This is a genomic window from Sodalis-like endosymbiont of Proechinophthirus fluctus, from assembly GCF_001602625.1.
Classification (GTDB): Bacteria; Pseudomonadota; Gammaproteobacteria; order Enterobacterales; family Enterobacteriaceae.
This window is the reverse complement of the sequence record NZ_LECR01000010.1, coordinates 18,811-33,582: the sequence shown is the minus strand read 5'-3', so window position 1 is coordinate 33,582 and position 14,772 is coordinate 18,811. Positions and strand designations below refer to the sequence as shown.

The following is a 14,772-nucleotide window of genomic DNA, read 5'->3' as shown; positions in this document are numbered from 1 at the left end:
CCGCCGTTAACGTCTCATGGTGCTGGGGCAAATGCTGCTCTAAAATAAGTCGACGTCCGCATCTTGATGCTGATCTATGGCGATGGGATGCAAACAGAGCATGACATGCAGTATCAGATGGCATTCCGCCAGTGTTAGCATATCGGCGAAGCGAGCAGCTGTGCTACCGAGTGCACCACAATACTTTCAATACTGGCCGCCGACGCCTGACGTAAACTTTGATGTTCCCTGGCCTAAAAACGGTGGAAAATCGAAATGACAATATGTGTCGATAAGGTGCGGTTAGTTCATGAGTCCTCCTCCCCTGTACCAGTGGCCTTTGGGTCAGTAGGTTGAGTCGTTTCCCTTACCAAACTTATAATATAAAGCGTCGCCAGGCGTTGACAAGGCCTTCACCAATGCGAACAGCTTGCAGTGTCGACTCCTTACGCGATTACTTCACGTCGGTAATTAGCCAAGTCCTCGCAGCGCTAAAAAGAGGCTGGACGAGTGTGGAGGCGGGCCAGTAGCAAGCATCAGGAATACAGCTAAGACCACTCTTGAGCGAGAGTCAAGAGTGAGTCTTAAGCAGTATAATCACGCTAGGGTTGTAGTAAAACGCTATGAATATAGTAGGGGCGAAACTTGACGATTAAAACGCCGGATAGGTAACCATTGCTTCCCGTAGCCATGCACAGTCGCTATCAAATACCTACAACAACCACATATTATGGCTTTTCTAATGTTTCAATCTGCCTATAACGATATCGTTATTCATAAGCTTCTCTGGAATAACTGTCCAATATGACTGGCCAGAAATCCAGTGGCTGTTAAAAGCTTCACTTACCTGATGCGACGACCAGTAAACAGGCTTATCAGGAACAGGATAATACCGACGACGAACAGGATTTTCGCTGCCCAGGCAGCCGTACCTGCCAGACCACCAAACCCTAATGCAGTTACAACTAAGGCAATAAAATGCGCTAACAAAACATAAGCCTATCCTTATCCAAATGATGAAAGTACAACTTTTGTATTACCGGAGGAGAGGGAGATTACCCTTCTTCCTATGGCAATACCGGTTATTTTAGTCCCTTTAATCGCGCAATGATCGCGGTTACCTTCGTAAGCTACCAGTATTACTGGTCGGACGTCAGATCGTTTTTAACGCTCTTCACGTCATCCACCGCTTTGGCAACACGCTTTCTACACGGGTGATCTGCGTCGTATTTTCCATCTCACTGCTCAACTGCACGCGATACCGTCAGTAGTTTCGATTTTAATCATCCGCAACGGCACAATATTGTCAGCCAAGAATTTCGCTTTTACTTCGCTGGTAACCGCCGTGTCTCTGGCGTAGGTCTTGTGACCGACGTTTTATTGGTTTCCTTGACGTATAACTTATCGCTAACCGATTCCACACCTTTGACAGTGCACACGAAGGCGACTCTTTTTTCCGCTTGGCTCTGGTTTGCGACGAAACCACTTAGCATCATACTACCCCTTGATTAGTTTCAACGGAAATATCGTTGCTGTTGACAGCATCATTGCTCACCAGCGTACTTTTAACCTTCGCGGTAATGGCACTGTCGCCCCCATATATATGCCCCGATGCTGACTTCATTGAGCTATCAATTTTCTGCCCGTTGCATTTTCCGCGGACTTATCGTCCTGCGTCACGAAGATATCCGCCATTGCGGTTGCACCAGCTAGGACTGAATCCAGTACTATATAGCTATAGCCATCAGCGATTATGCAATCTTAGTCTTATTTCATCGATGTTTTCCTTTTATCATTCCACCAAATGCCTGGGCGATGTGCCACAACTGTAGCCTGAACAATGCGCCGCCGCATGGCAAGCCAGTCTGATATCTAACAATATCCGCATTTTGCAATCTCGCAGGTAACCCTTCATTAAAAAACGTAAGGTGATCTGATCTCCACCATTACTGCGATCTATTCTATTAGTGGCCTTATTCCCTCCTGAGGATTGTGGACAATAAACAGCATATCTTCACGGTCCTTGACAGCAAATTGCTCTGACTTAGCTGGATTTATTAGCTTAATTAACCACTCCGCCAGTGACAATTTAATTATAGACTATTATATACCATTACAAGTAATTTTCATATTCAGGAAAAGAAAATCGTCAAATCAAAAGCAGAAGCAAGGGGTTAGAAACTCCCCTGGACCAAAGAGTCAGCCGCGCCTAGTGAGGGGGTTGTGACGCCGCCGTTTTAGCAGCTGGCCGCCGAGGGTAGCTATGATTAATGTTCGCGCGTTTTATGGAACTGAATATCCGGATAGCGTTCCTGGGTCAGATTCAGGTTCACTATGCTCGGTGCGATATAGGAGAGGTTATCGCCGCCGTCAAGCGCTAGATTGAGTTTATTTTTACGCTTGAATTCTTCCAGCTTTTTGGCGTCGCCGCATTCCACCCAGCTGGCAGTAGAAACGTTTACTGACTCATACAGCGCTTCAACGTTGTACTTGCTCTTCAGCCGTGCCACGACCACATCAAACTGTAGGACGCCGACCGCACCGACAATGAGATCATTGTTATCTAGCGGGCGAAAAACTTGTACCATCCCCTCTTCCGATAGTTGCACCAGCCCTTTAAGCAATTGCTTTTTCTTGAGTGGATCTCTCAGGCGGATACGGCGGAACAATTCCGGCGCGAAATTAGGAATACCGATAAATTTCAGCTCTTCACCCTGAGTAAAGGTATCGCCAATCTGGATAGTCCCGTGTTTATGTAGGCTGATAATATCGCCGGCGTAAGCTTCATCGATATTGGAACGGTCGCGTGCAATGAAGGTCAACGCATTGGCGATAATGACATCCGTACCGGTACGGGTACGTACCTGATGCAGTTTCATGCTCTTTTCATAGCGGGCCGGAGACGACGCACAAAACGCCATCCTGTCCCGATGCCTTGGATCCATATTGGCCTGGATCTTGAACACGAAGCCAGTGAAATTTTCTTCGTGCGCGCGCACAACCCGAACATCAGTCTGACGCGGCAGAGGCGGCAGCGCCCAGGCCACTAAACCGTCCAGCATATGATCGATACCAAAGTTGCCCAGCGCGGTACCGAAAAATACTGGTGTCAGCTCTCCCGCTAGGAAAACCTGTTCGCCAAACGGACGGGACGCGCCCTGCAGTCATTCCAGCTCTTCGCGCAATTGAACGGCCAGATCCCTTGCCCACTGCCTGGTCTAGTTCCGGGTTATTTAACCCTTTAACTGCCCGTATTACCTGGATGGTATAACCCTGTCCGCTTTGATAAAGGTATATTTCGTCCTTCGCAAGATGATAAATTCCCTTGAACAACTTACCGCATCCGATAGGCCAAGTGATCGGCGCGCAGGCAATACGCAGTTCGCTTTCCACTTTATCAAGCAATTCCATCGGATCGCGTATGTCGCGATCAACCTTATTTATAAAGGTCAGGATCGGCGTATCGCGAAGGCGGGTGATTTCCATCAGCTTGCTGGTCCGACCTTCAACCCCTTTGGCCGCGTCGATCACCATCAAACAGCAGTCCACCGCCGTCAGGGTACGGTAGGTATCTTCAGAAAAGTCCTCATGCCCCGGCGTATCCAGCAGATTTACCAGCGCCTGGCAGTAAGGGAATTGCATCGCAGATGTGGTGTAATGGAAATACTACGCTGCTTTTCCATTTCCACCCAGTCGGGATTTAGCGTACTAGTTAGAGCCGCGACCATTAACGATGCTGGCGGTTTGAATCGCCTGTCCGAAAAGCAGTACTTTTTCAGTAATTGTCGTTTTACCGGCGTCAGGGTGCGAAATAATAGCGAAGGTGCGCCGTGCCGCAATTTCGTCGGCATAGAGGTCGTTCTTCATGGTTACTTTCTCGATAGGCGCACACCACAGTGTCTTATCTGTCTAAAGGGAATTTGCTGGTTGCAGATTCTACATCACGGTATCCCCTCCCTGACATCCACAGAAGGGTATGGCGCCAGATAGATACTTCATTAAACCCCGGCGCGTAATATAGGGCGGTAGCCAGCGCATGGATTAACGTACTTCCAACCATAGCGTCAATACTTGCCGCTGATCCAACTCAGCTATCAGATAAATCGAGGAGCGCACCGTCCGTGGCCTTACTGCTGAAACTCTGGGTGGACCGCTACCGTAATGTTGAACAGTAACGCTTCATCCAGCACGGTCTGGATGATAGCGAAAGTTGCGATGCGATCGCCCACACACAGTTTGAAATTCAAATAGCATTCGCCTTGATTGCCAGCAAAGGCCTTAGCGTTCCAGGGAAAGGCATAGCAATCCTGTTTAATGTGTCAGGCTGTGGTGAGATCTACCAGCAGCAGCGGTAATATAGTATTCATCATCACTTATCCGGCGCCATAGCTCGCGCTTGGCGTCAGCATCCCTTGAAAGCGCCTCCAGCAGAGGTGTATGGAAAGAAGACATTCCCTCAAAATCGCGCAGGGCTTCAAGGCCGAGCCACCAGCAATGGCAACGGACGTTATCTGATAGCATCATCACTTGTAAAGGCGTCACCCCGTAGAGTTGCGCCGGCGTCAGCGTCATGCTGAGCGCCACATCGACCACTAAAGGATGATCGAGCGGCGGCGGTGCCTCGGCCACCAGTAATAAACGAATGCGCCCCGGTAAGGTGACCGCGACCTCCCCACGCAGCACCGCCGGGCGCCGGAGCGTCCATTGCGTAATGCCAAGTTGTTGTAACAGCCAATCGCGCCTTGTCCTCATTGTTTATCTCGTCGGCAGTCTTGATTCCGAGCTGCTATACTACCAAACCTATCGAATCCAGGGCAATGAAGCACTATACTCTCCCTGCTAGAATTATTGAGGAGCGTTTGTCGTATGTCTGTATTAACCTCAGCCAGTGAAGTCATACTTCGGCACCAGGATACATTCTCAGATAAACAGGTATTGATTGCCGGCGATGTGCAGGATTTGCTGCCGGGCCCGGCTTGACGCGCGAAGTGTACGGGTTCATACCGCCTGGTTTCACCACTGGCAGACGCTGGCCCGCGCGCTGAGCGAACAAGTGGTGCAATTCAGCCTGGCAGCTGACGCCGTCCTGGTGAGCAGGTGCGATACACTGGCAGGTGCGATACACTGATTTACTTCTGGCTTAAAAATAAACCGGAAGAGCTGTTCCAGATAACCAATCTCCTGTCTCTATTACCGTTGGGCTGCTATGTGTTTATGGTGGGGAAAAACCGCGGCGGCGTGCCGCAGTGCCGAGGCGATGCTGGACGTATGGTGTCCGCTGTGTAAGATTGATAGTGCTAGACACTGTGTTCTCTATCACGGCGAACTCATCCAGCAACCTCTTTTCGATGCGGAGGATTACTGGCAATCTTACCAGCTTGACGATGTGGTGATAAAAACCCTGCCTGGCGTCTTTAGCCGCGATGGGCTGGATAACAGCAGTCAACTGCTGCTGTCAACGTTCGAGCAGCCGATTTAAGGTTATATGGCCGATATCGGCTGCAGCGCCGGTGTACCTGTCGGCGGTCCTAACGAAAGGCGTGGCAGGGGTGCAGTTGACGCTCAGTGATGTGCATGCGCCAGCACTGGCGGCCAGTCGTGCTACCCTGGCGGCCAACGGCCTGCAGGGGGGAGGTGCTGGCGAACGATGTCTACTCCACCATCAGCGGCCCGCTTCGATATGATTATCTCCAACCCGCCGTTCCACGATGGTTACAAACTAATCTGAAAACAGCGGAGACTTTGATTCGTGGCGCGCTTGACCATCTGCATATTGGCGGCAAATTACGCATTGTCGCTAACGCTTTCCTGCCATATCCGTATCTACTCGATGCGGTATTCAGCAAATCATCAAGTGCTGGCGCAAAACAGCCGCCTTTAAGGTCTATCAGGCTTTCCATCAAGTGCAGCGTATCCGTGATAACCGGGGAGAACGCCGCTAACTCTAGATTGGAATACCGTACCCAGCCGCGCGCTGCTGGGCCAGTACGGTATTTTTTTTGCAACAAGTGCCAGCTAAATCACAAATAATCATTGACTTTAGCGTCAAAAACTCTAGAATCCACCTTCGCCTTAAGCGGCTGTCTGTGTCAAACGAAGGTGGCGGGATTATTGGTAGATGCGATAGCTTCAGATGTTAGTGTCTAACGGACGTAAGAATTTAAGTCCCTCTCTTCGCACCATCGTCAATGTCTCACTTCGCCTTTCCTTTTTATTCCCCTTTTTCTTGCACTAACCTCTATCAGGCTACTACGGCCGCCTCCCTTGCGCGTGCGGGATAATCCTTTTCCCCTCTGCCATGCTGCAATCTATCCCTCATCTCATCATTAGTACGTTGGCGATTTTGCTCACTGCTGCGCTTGTTAGTTTGCGATCGGTTTGCGGCAGAGAGACCTATTTCAACGCCCTTGGTTTACTGACGCTTGCACACGGCGATTTCTTTAATCTAGCAAGGTTTTGTTAAAGTGTCACCGAGCGTAGTTAATGACAATAGCAGAAAAAAAAATAAATTGAGCGCAAATAGAAAAATTAAATTCAGGTATAAAAACGCTTGTGGATTTATAGCGATACGTTATTTTCTCGCAACATTTCTTATTATTAGTTTTCACATCCTGGGCTTATAATTTTGTCTATGTATAAAAATTATAATACCTATGATAGGCTCTGCTAAAGTAAGATTAGCATATCGCTGCTGTTATTTTTATTACTTAACATCGCCTTTCCTCTTTTTTTACGTGGTGAGCGCGATAAATAACAATCGTCAGCGGAGTCGATAATCGTTGCGGCTTTATATTTGACCGTTTTGGTAAAAATTCTCATTCTTATGAATATTTATTCAATAAAATTGCAATTATTATTGGTATCTCATAGGCTTGCCATATTCTGTTCTGATTTAATCAGCTCTAGCGACGCCTAATAAAATATTTCTCTCCTTTATAGCCTGATAACGGTCTTTTCATTAGAGTCATTAGGTTTACCGATGATAATTTGCTAGTGTTTTACCTGAATAGCCTACTTTCGGCCATGACGTTAGTGGTGCTTGATGAGTTTATTTATATCGTCATGTTGCTGTTTACTATCGTGTTTCCTCTTATCAGTTTCTCCTTGCACCATCTGATGCAAAACTGTAGCGAGGCTTTCACTATTGATTTAGTGAGGCGCCTGGAAAAGCGAGAAAAATTCAACGATCTTAGCATGATCGATCTTGCTCACCGGCCTATATAACCGCTGCGGGCTGCATAACAGGCTCGAAGGGTTGCTCGGCGCGGGAGGTGGGTCTTGGCTGCCACTATTTGCTACTGTTGGATATCTACCATTTTAAGGCATATAATAATCATGGTCATAGCACGGGTGATAAAGCCATGGCTGCGATGGCGAGAAATTTCTAGTTCTGCTGATTGACGTTGATGAAATGGAAGAGAAGAACTAAGCCTGGCCGAGAACATCAAGCAGGCGGCGCTAGATCTAAAAATACTACATTTATATAATCAGGAATCTTCCACCACCATTACTCTGAGCGTGGGTATTACCTCGCTTATCGGCGCTAATATTGTTACGTCATTAACCGCAAGAAACCAGGATCTCTATCAGGCTAAATATCAGGGCCGCAACGCGGTAAAATTTACCGGACTGTCCGAAGGGGAGAAATGACCGTCCTCCACCGGAATGCTAAAATTTTTAAAATATTAATCAAAAAATAATCCACGATCTCCACCCTTATTATTCGTTATCTGTTTAACCGACTTAAAAAATAGCGACAAAATTGAGTATCATCTGAATTCTGCCGGTAACATGCCTCCCTGATATTTGCATTATTATTACCGCCATGAAACTATTTATTTTAGCAGTATTTACCCATACAGCCGGTATTAATACGTTCCCGCCGACGCGCTATTTAGCACGAGCGGAAAAAAGTAGTTTCTTTTAAAGGCGCTCATCTCAATTATGCAGAAGAGTCAGACGACTACCTAATTACCTTTGCACGGGGTGGCCAAGGCACTATGTATCTTTTTTCCGCACGGATACTCTTTGCCTAACATCATCGGCTTTCTCGCCTATCGCACTTAAGGTCCCGCTGTGCCTGCCATTCGGGGCTCGCAGACCGAACATCGGCGAGATGTGGGTGGCGTTGATAGCGACACTGGCATAGGTCGCAGCGCAGAAAAATCATAACCCATTAATTGACAATTGTATCCTACCTTTAATTTACTGCACGACCGATCCGGCATTAGACTCAAAGTGAGGCCATCATTCAGCTGAAGGAGAACATGATATAAGCAAGAAAATCACCATTTTGATTACTGATGAATTCGAGGATTCTGAATACACCTCTCCGGCAGACCTATAAGCAGGACTGGCACCAAGTAGTTGCTATCGAAAACAGTCGCTATCGAGAATTAGGCAGGAAAAACCGTCACCGGTAATAAAGGAGAAAATACCGTCATATAAAGGCATTAATGACGTTTCAGACCGCGGATTTCAACGCGCAGTTGCTCCTGGATGAGTATTCCTGCAATTTGCTGTGCGGTAACCGATTAGTTTTTTAATTTTACCCGTACTTTCTACTTTCTCGCCAGTGGGGGGTAAGCCAATATTTACGATTTACCATTTGCCCCCAGTTGCTTATCAGTGCCGATGTAGTACGCGGCAAAAAATGATCGCGGTGAAACCGATCGTGGTAGATATGAAAAGTGCCGGCGCCAACTTTTTGATAAAGAAGTCGTGGTGGATAACAATACGTTCGTCACCAACCTTCCGGATGATTTACCGGCGTTTAATCGTGAATCCCTACGCATCTTGAAGTAAATCTTAAACGTTGCCGCCTTCCCCCTCCTGGCCCTGGTCACGCTCTTTGGCTTTTTTATACCGCTTTTTCTCCCACGAGCAGGCACCACCCCTGTTAGAACTTGTAGGAGGAAGAGACGACACAGACAACCTGCCGTGGAGAACCTTTAGGGATGAGGAAGGAGGCGACCCCTGCCTAAAGGCAAGCAAGAGATGGTTTGCTAGAATTACTAAGGCGACAGAACCAAACAAACGTTCTGTCTAGAAAGACAACGAGGCGAAGGCGGCGTCAGATAAAGCGCTCTTATCCATCCCAATGTTTATAGCGTGGCAGCGCGTGATCGTGATAGATATGCCGCGCAGAGCGGCATTGATGCGCTGATTCTGGCGGACCTGGCGATACTGGCCCATGCCGCCGAGCGCTACCTTCCATAGAGCGTCATGTTTCGGTGCATGCTTTCCGCTACCAATCAGGCGGCTATCCACTTTTATCAACAACAACTGGACGTCGCGTGGGTGGTCTGTTCGCGCGTGCTGTCAATCTATTAGGTAAAGTAGGCCATCGATCGCTATCGCGCTAATCCCGACACCTACTAGCCGGAGGATTCCTATAATCAGACGCTGGCGGCAATGTCGGAAAGCGTTTAGACCACTCTAGGTGCTTATCACCGCCTTTGATAGTAACAGGAGAGTCATACATGCGCTATTCTCCCGGGCCGGTACTGTACTATTATTGGCCTAAACAAACGCTGGATCTCTTATACTTGCAGCAGGCACAGATTAATGAAAACAGACGACTGGCTGACGACGGCTAAGCATCTGCTGCCGAACGGCAAACGGATCATTATTTCCACTTTGGCGCTGATTCAGGTGCTCTCTGAACTTACTGACCTGAAACGCTATTTGGATAACGGCGAGTCTTTACTTGAGGCCAATAATCTCATCACGGGGCATTAATACCAATAATGCTGAGTGTTAGTGCTGGGGGCAGCCGCGACGCACTAGCACTAAAGATGTAAGCATTCGCGCCAGCGCTAAGACAGATCGCCGGCACACTAAGGGTAACACTCTTTTCGCCTCACCACTCTTACAGGCCACTGCTGACCTAATAACCATAACAAATAGTAGGCTATTGCTCTGCCCGTATTTTTAGTTAATACCATACTTACTATTATCCGACAAAATTGCAGCACAGACAACCTGTGAATATGCCCATGCTGACTAAACAGGCACCAATTCCTTTTTTCGTGAAGTCTATAATAAAAAAGACCAGCGCTGATGAACTGATGATCAACGGCCAGATTTTTGATCAATCAGGAGCGTCTGCGCTATTTGAAATTGTCATGACAGCGCGGGAAACACACGTACAGGAGTGAAACCCCGTTGAAGATTGGCGGCTGAGTCAATGCTTATTAGCGGCCCGGCGCAGCACACCATAATAAAACCCCGCCTGTCGACGGGTTTTATTATCAGCAGCACGGCATGAACACAGCGGCGCCATTAAGCCTATGTATCTACGAGGAGCGACCTCCCCTGTTCCTCCCATCAAGTGGCGTAGCCTAGTCACCGACCTTCACCACCCAGCGTGAAACGCCGCCCTTAGGCGGCGTTCTTTCGTCATGCCTGGCGATAACCTCGGCAATTATGCATCGCCACCGAAAATGTGGTGGTCGGCCGGTGCGGAGTCACCGTCGCATGACGGCGATCGCCGAAGCTGCGACGGCCGCTATCACAGCGTTCACCGCCATAGTTGCCACGGCCAGTACCTGCACCGGGACCGCCACAGCGTTCGCCGCCACGCGACTGAGATTCACCGACAAACTGTATATTCATCGGCTTATTCAGAATACGCGTGCGTGTGAATTGAGACAGCATTTCTCCCGGCATACCTTTCGGTAGCTCAATGGTCGAATGGGAGGCGAACAATTTAATGTTACCGATACAGCGGCTGCTGATATCCCCTTCATTGGCGATCGCACCAACGATATGTCGGACTTCGACACCATCATCACGGCCTACCTCGATACGGTAGAGATCCATTTCGCCCATATCGCGACGTTCACGGCGCGGACGGCGTTCAATCACTGGATCCGGCGGCAGGATTAGCGGGCGTTCTCCTTGGGCTATTTTCAACAAAGCCGCGGCCAGCGTTTCCATATCCAGCTCTTCCACCAGCTGTAGTTTGGCCAGCAGGGTGCGGTACATGCCCAGATCACTGCTTTCCAGCTGATTTTGTACCTTGGCAGCAAACTTGGCCAAGCGGCGAGTGCTCAGCGCCTCGGCGGTCGGTAGTTCTACCTCAGGGATAGTTAGTTTCATGATGCGTTCGATATTGCGCAACAGGCGGCGTTCTCGGTTTTCCACGAACAGCAGCGCCCTACCAGTACGGCCGGCACGACCGGTACGGCCAATACGGTGTACGTAGGATTCGGAATCCATCGGGATATCGTAGTTTACGACCAAGCTAACGCGATCAACGTCCAGGCCGCGGGCGGCGACGTCGGTTGCGATCAGAATATCCAGGCGGCCGTCCTTCAAGCGATCAAGCGTCTGTTCGCGCAGCGCCTGGTTCATGTCGCCATTCAAGGCAGCACTATTGTAACCGCTGCGCTCCAGCGCTTCGGCCACTTCCAGCGTTGCGTTTTTGGTACGTACAAAAATAATGGCAGCGCCGAAATCTTCCGCTTCTAGGAAACGCACTAGCGCTTCATTCTTGCGCATGCCGTGAACCGTCCAATAACTCTGGCTGATATCAGGACGGGTAGTTACGCTAGATTGAATACGCACTTCCCGCGGCTCGTTCATGAAACGGCGGGTAATACGGCGAATCGCTTCCGGCATTGTAGCGGAGAATAGGGTGGTTTGGTGCTGTGCGGGTACCTGAGCTAGAATGTTTTCCACGTCTTCGATAAAGCCCATGCGCAGCATCTCATCGGCTTCGTCCAGTACCAGCCCACTCACATTGGACAGATCCAACGTGCCGCGCTTCAAATGGTCCAGCAGACGTCCTGGGGTGCCGACTACAACCTGCGGACCCTGACGCAGAGCGCGTAATTGCACATCGTAACGCTGTCCGCCGTATATGGCGACCACATTGATACCTTTAATATGCTTGGCGAAATCGACGCAGGCTTCCCCGACCTGTACTGCTAGTTCTCGGGTCGGCGCTAACACTAGCACCTGCGGCACGGCTAGTTCGGGATTGATATTATGCAGCAGAGGCAAAGAGAAGGCTGCGGTTTTACCGCTGCCGGTCTGCGCCATGCCCAATACGTCACGACCAGCCAACAAATGCGGAATACATTTGGCCTGGATGGGTGACGGCTTTTCATAACCAAGATCGGTCAGTGCGTTAAGGATAGGAGCTTTCAGCCCCAGATCGGCAAAAGAGGTTCCTATTTTAGACATGTACACGTGCCTCATTTCTTAATGGTGGCCAGTCTACATACCTCGTCGTGAAAACTTTCATTCATTTTCATCAAAAGTGTGAACCGGCTCCAATTGGATTTAAAAAGAAAAAATCCCGCACACCCTTGCGGGTAAAAAAAGAGTAATGCGAGCTACCGTATTGTTTTGTTCGTCAGCCATTGCTTTCCAATTCTGATAGATCGTACTGCCCTTGTCCCAAAAGTGCCAATTCCAACAATGCATAGCGGTGCTCAACAAAGTTATGTACGTTGTTAGCAACTGTTAGTTTGAACAATGCCGAAGCGGTGTTCTTATCCCCCAAACTTAAGTAGTGTTTACCTAAATAAAAGTCAGTTTCACTGAGATGCTCGGCAAGCGAAGTATTATTCATTGCGTCCGCCTTGAGGCGCGCCATCAGCGCCGATTCGCTAATATCTCCCAGGTAGAACTCGACAATATTCCATCCCCACTGCCCTTTATTCGCCCTAACATAACGGCTTTGCAGCGCGTTACGCGCTTTCCCATTGTCGATTTTTTTCTCGACCAGGAAAAGCCACAGCGAGCGAAAGGGATCGTTTGGGTCGTCGCGATAAAACGCCTGCAGATCATCCTGTGCTAAACGGCACCGGCCGCCGTAATACAGGGCGATGCCACGGTTTAAATACGCATAGCTGTAAGTTGGATCAAGCTCTAGTGCAGAATCAAATGCTTCATAGGCGGCATCATAATTGCCCGCCTGGGTTAAGTATATGCCGAGGTAATTAAAAACTTCCGGCATATCGGGTCGGATTGCTAGCACCTGTGAAAAATCATTGCGAGCCCGCGCTCTCAGTCCAAGACTATCATACAGCACTCCGCGCTCATATAATAGCTGTGCTCGTTCATCATCGGTAAGGGCCCGGCTCGCCAGTATCTGTTCCATATGAGCCAGGATGACTTCTTGCTGTAGCGTGGGCTGCAAAGGCACGGCCAGAACGCTATCATTACTATGCCAATCACTGTTGCTGCATCCTACCAGGATTAACACCATTGCAACGAAACAACAGCGCAAGTAAGGCCTCATTCCCCACTCCCGAAGAAAAATATTGGATGAATATCCTATCCCCTATCGACTTAACACGAGCTGGCCCTCTTGTGATGCGAACAACTCCCTGCCGGGGAGAGGAGCTATTAAATGTGCTCAGTTTAAGGCTATTCTGCCTCAGCTACAGCGTCCTAGTTGGGGGTAGTAGCTTCCCTGATGCTCAGACGAACGCGGCCCTGACGGTCAACTTCCAGAACCTTGACCGCCACTTCTTGACCCAGTTCCAGATAATCAGCCACGTTCTCTACACGCTTATCGGCAATCTGAGAGATATGCACTAACCCTTCTTTGCCGCTGCCGATGGCAACAAAGGCGCCAAAGTCCACAATGCGGGTCACTTTACCATTATAGATACGGCCCACCTCGATTTCCGCGGTGATCTCTTCAATGCGGCGAATCGCGTGACGGGCTTTATCGCCGTCGGTGGCCACCACTTTCACAGTACCGTCATCTTCGATTTCGATCGTCGTGCCAGTTTCTTCAGTCAGCGAGCGAATAACAAAACCACCTTTACCAATCACGTCTTTGATCTTGTCAGGACTGATTTTAATCATATGAATGCGCGGCGCGAATTCGGAAATATTGCCACGCGGCGAGCTGATTGCTTTCTCCATCACGCTAAGGATGTGCATGCGCGCTCTCTTGGCCTGATTCAGCGCCACCTGCATGATTTCGCGGGTGATGCCTTCAATTTTAATGTCCATCTGCAGCGCAGTGACGCCTTCGCGGCTGCCGGCAACTTTGAAATCCATATCGCCTAGATGATCTTCATCACTAAGAATATCGGATAACACCACAAAATTGTCGCCTTCTTTCACCAGCCCCATGGCAATACCGGCAACGGCCGCCTTGATGGGAACCCCAGCGTCCATCAGCGCCAGAGATGCACCGCACAAGGATGCCATGGAGGAAGAGCCGTTGGATTCGGTGATTTCCGATACCACGCGCACGGTGTAGGGGAATTCGCTGGCGTTCGGCATCACCGCCAGAACACCGCGCTTCGCCAGACGGCCGTGGCCGANTTTCACGGCGCTTAGGCGACCCCACCATGCCGGTTTCACCGACGCAGTACGGAGGGAAGTTATAGTGTAGCAGGAAACGGTCTGTCCGTTCACCCGTCAATTCATCAATATTCTGTGCATCGCGTTCTGTGCCGAGGGTAGCGGTGACCAACGCCTGGGTTTCGCCGCGGGTAAACAGCGCCGATCCATGGGTACGCGGCAGTACGCCGGTACGCACGTCGAGGCCACGAATCATATCTTTTTCACGGCCGTCGATACGCAGTTCACCGCTCAATACGCGTCTGCGCACCACATTTTTCTCCAGTGTGCCCAGAATGTCTTTGATTTCGCCTTCATCCAGAGTTTCGTCCTGACCCGTTAGCGTTTCCACGACATCGGCCTTGATGGCGTCCACCTCAGCATAGCGCTCTTGCTTTTCAGTGATGCGATAGGCGTCAATCAGACGGGATTCCGCCAGTTTAGCGACCCGCGCCTGGAGAGCGACGTTAACGTCCT

12 protein-coding genes and 6 pseudogenes are annotated in these 14,772 nt (G+C 49.6%); 9 read left to right on the top strand and 9 right to left on the bottom strand.

Annotated features, from left to right (window positions below; translation table 11 throughout):
- Positions 1 to 822: 822 nt before the first annotated feature.
- From BG74_RS09975 to BG74_RS01280, 4 genes and pseudogenes are all read right to left on the bottom strand, one after another.
- Complete coding sequence (locus BG74_RS09975) at positions 823 to 969, bottom strand: DUF1328 domain-containing protein (protein WP_073961025.1); 147 nt, start codon at positions 967 to 969, stop codon at positions 823 to 825.
- A gap of 149 nt (positions 970 to 1,118) precedes the next feature.
- Positions 1,119 to 1,674: pseudogene (osmY, locus tag BG74_RS15710) on the bottom strand (molecular chaperone OsmY).
- Positions 1,675 to 2,246: 572 nt separating this feature from the next.
- Positions 2,247 to 3,846, bottom strand: a pseudogene (gene prfC / locus BG74_RS01290) (peptide chain release factor 3).
- Between the two features lie 444 nt (positions 3,847 to 4,290).
- Positions 4,291 to 4,731: a DNA polymerase III subunit psi gene (locus BG74_RS01280; RefSeq protein ID WP_066595994.1), complete on the bottom strand. Its 441-nt coding sequence runs from the start codon at positions 4,729 to 4,731 to the stop codon at positions 4,291 to 4,293.
- A 345-nt stretch (positions 4,732 to 5,076) separates the two neighbouring features.
- Between BG74_RS01280 and BG74_RS19330 the strand changes: the two genes are divergently transcribed.
- From BG74_RS19330 to BG74_RS12210, 9 genes and pseudogenes are all read left to right on the top strand, one after another.
- Positions 5,077 to 5,265, top strand: coding sequence for a hypothetical protein (locus BG74_RS19330; protein WP_369678481.1), 189 nt, complete (start codon positions 5,077 to 5,079; stop codon positions 5,263 to 5,265).
- The gene (locus tag BG74_RS19325) at positions 5,237 to 5,458 is read left to right on the top strand and encodes a methyltransferase (RefSeq protein ID WP_369678480.1); all 222 of its coding nucleotides are present in this window, start codon (positions 5,237 to 5,239) and stop codon (positions 5,456 to 5,458) included. The genes BG74_RS19330 and BG74_RS19325 overlap by 29 nt, the downstream gene beginning before the upstream one ends.
- A gap of 31 nt (positions 5,459 to 5,489) precedes the next feature.
- The gene (locus BG74_RS19320) at positions 5,490 to 5,663 is read left to right on the top strand and encodes a hypothetical protein (protein ID WP_369678479.1); all 174 of its coding nucleotides are present in this window, start codon (positions 5,490 to 5,492) and stop codon (positions 5,661 to 5,663) included.
- Positions 5,614 to 6,009 carry a methyltransferase gene (locus BG74_RS19315; RefSeq protein WP_369678478.1) on the top strand — a complete coding sequence of 132 codons (396 nt, stop codon included), beginning with the start codon at positions 5,614 to 5,616 and terminating at the stop codon, positions 6,007 to 6,009. The genes BG74_RS19320 and BG74_RS19315 overlap by 50 nt, the downstream gene beginning before the upstream one ends.
- Positions 6,010 to 6,966: 957 nt before the next feature.
- Positions 6,967 to 7,203 (top strand): hypothetical protein, encoded by a 237-nt coding sequence (locus BG74_RS01270; protein WP_066595990.1) that lies wholly within the window; start codon positions 6,967 to 6,969, stop codon positions 7,201 to 7,203.
- A 294-nt stretch (positions 7,204 to 7,497) separates the two neighbouring features.
- Positions 7,498 to 7,629: a hypothetical protein gene (locus BG74_RS18700; protein ID WP_256364178.1), complete on the top strand. Its 132-nt coding sequence runs from the start codon at positions 7,498 to 7,500 to the stop codon at positions 7,627 to 7,629.
- A 622-nt stretch (positions 7,630 to 8,251) separates the two neighbouring features.
- Positions 8,252 to 8,784: pseudogene (locus tag BG74_RS15705) on the top strand (DJ-1/PfpI family protein).
- A gap of 330 nt (positions 8,785 to 9,114) precedes the next feature.
- Positions 9,115 to 9,309, top strand: a pseudogene (locus BG74_RS20155) (U32 family peptidase); the annotation flags it as partial.
- A 237-nt stretch (positions 9,310 to 9,546) separates the two neighbouring features.
- Complete coding sequence (locus BG74_RS12210; protein ID WP_187202476.1) at positions 9,547 to 9,720, top strand: hypothetical protein; 174 nt, start codon at positions 9,547 to 9,549, stop codon at positions 9,718 to 9,720.
- A gap of 660 nt (positions 9,721 to 10,380) precedes the next feature.
- Here the strand turns inward: BG74_RS12210 and BG74_RS01260 are convergent.
- The 5 genes and pseudogenes from BG74_RS01260 to BG74_RS15695 all read right to left on the bottom strand — a co-directional run.
- The gene (locus BG74_RS01260) at positions 10,381 to 12,171 is read right to left on the bottom strand and encodes a DEAD/DEAH box helicase (RefSeq protein ID WP_066595981.1); all 1,791 of its coding nucleotides are present in this window, start codon (positions 12,169 to 12,171) and stop codon (positions 10,381 to 10,383) included.
- A gap of 11 nt (positions 12,172 to 12,182) precedes the next feature.
- Positions 12,183 to 12,242: a protein YrbN gene (yrbN, locus tag BG74_RS19310; protein WP_187202490.1), complete on the bottom strand. Its 60-nt coding sequence runs from the start codon at positions 12,240 to 12,242 to the stop codon at positions 12,183 to 12,185.
- 101 nt (positions 12,243 to 12,343) lie between these two features.
- Entirely contained in the window at positions 12,344 to 13,234 is an 891-nt protein-coding gene (gene nlpI, locus BG74_RS01255; RefSeq protein WP_066595979.1) for a lipoprotein NlpI, read from the bottom strand.
- Positions 13,235 to 13,386: 152 nt separating this feature from the next.
- Positions 13,387 to 14,276, bottom strand: a pseudogene (locus BG74_RS15700) (S1 RNA-binding domain-containing protein); the annotation flags it as partial.
- A 1-nt stretch (position 14,277) separates the two neighbouring features.
- Positions 14,278 to 14,772, bottom strand: a pseudogene (locus BG74_RS15695) (polyribonucleotide nucleotidyltransferase); the annotation flags it as partial.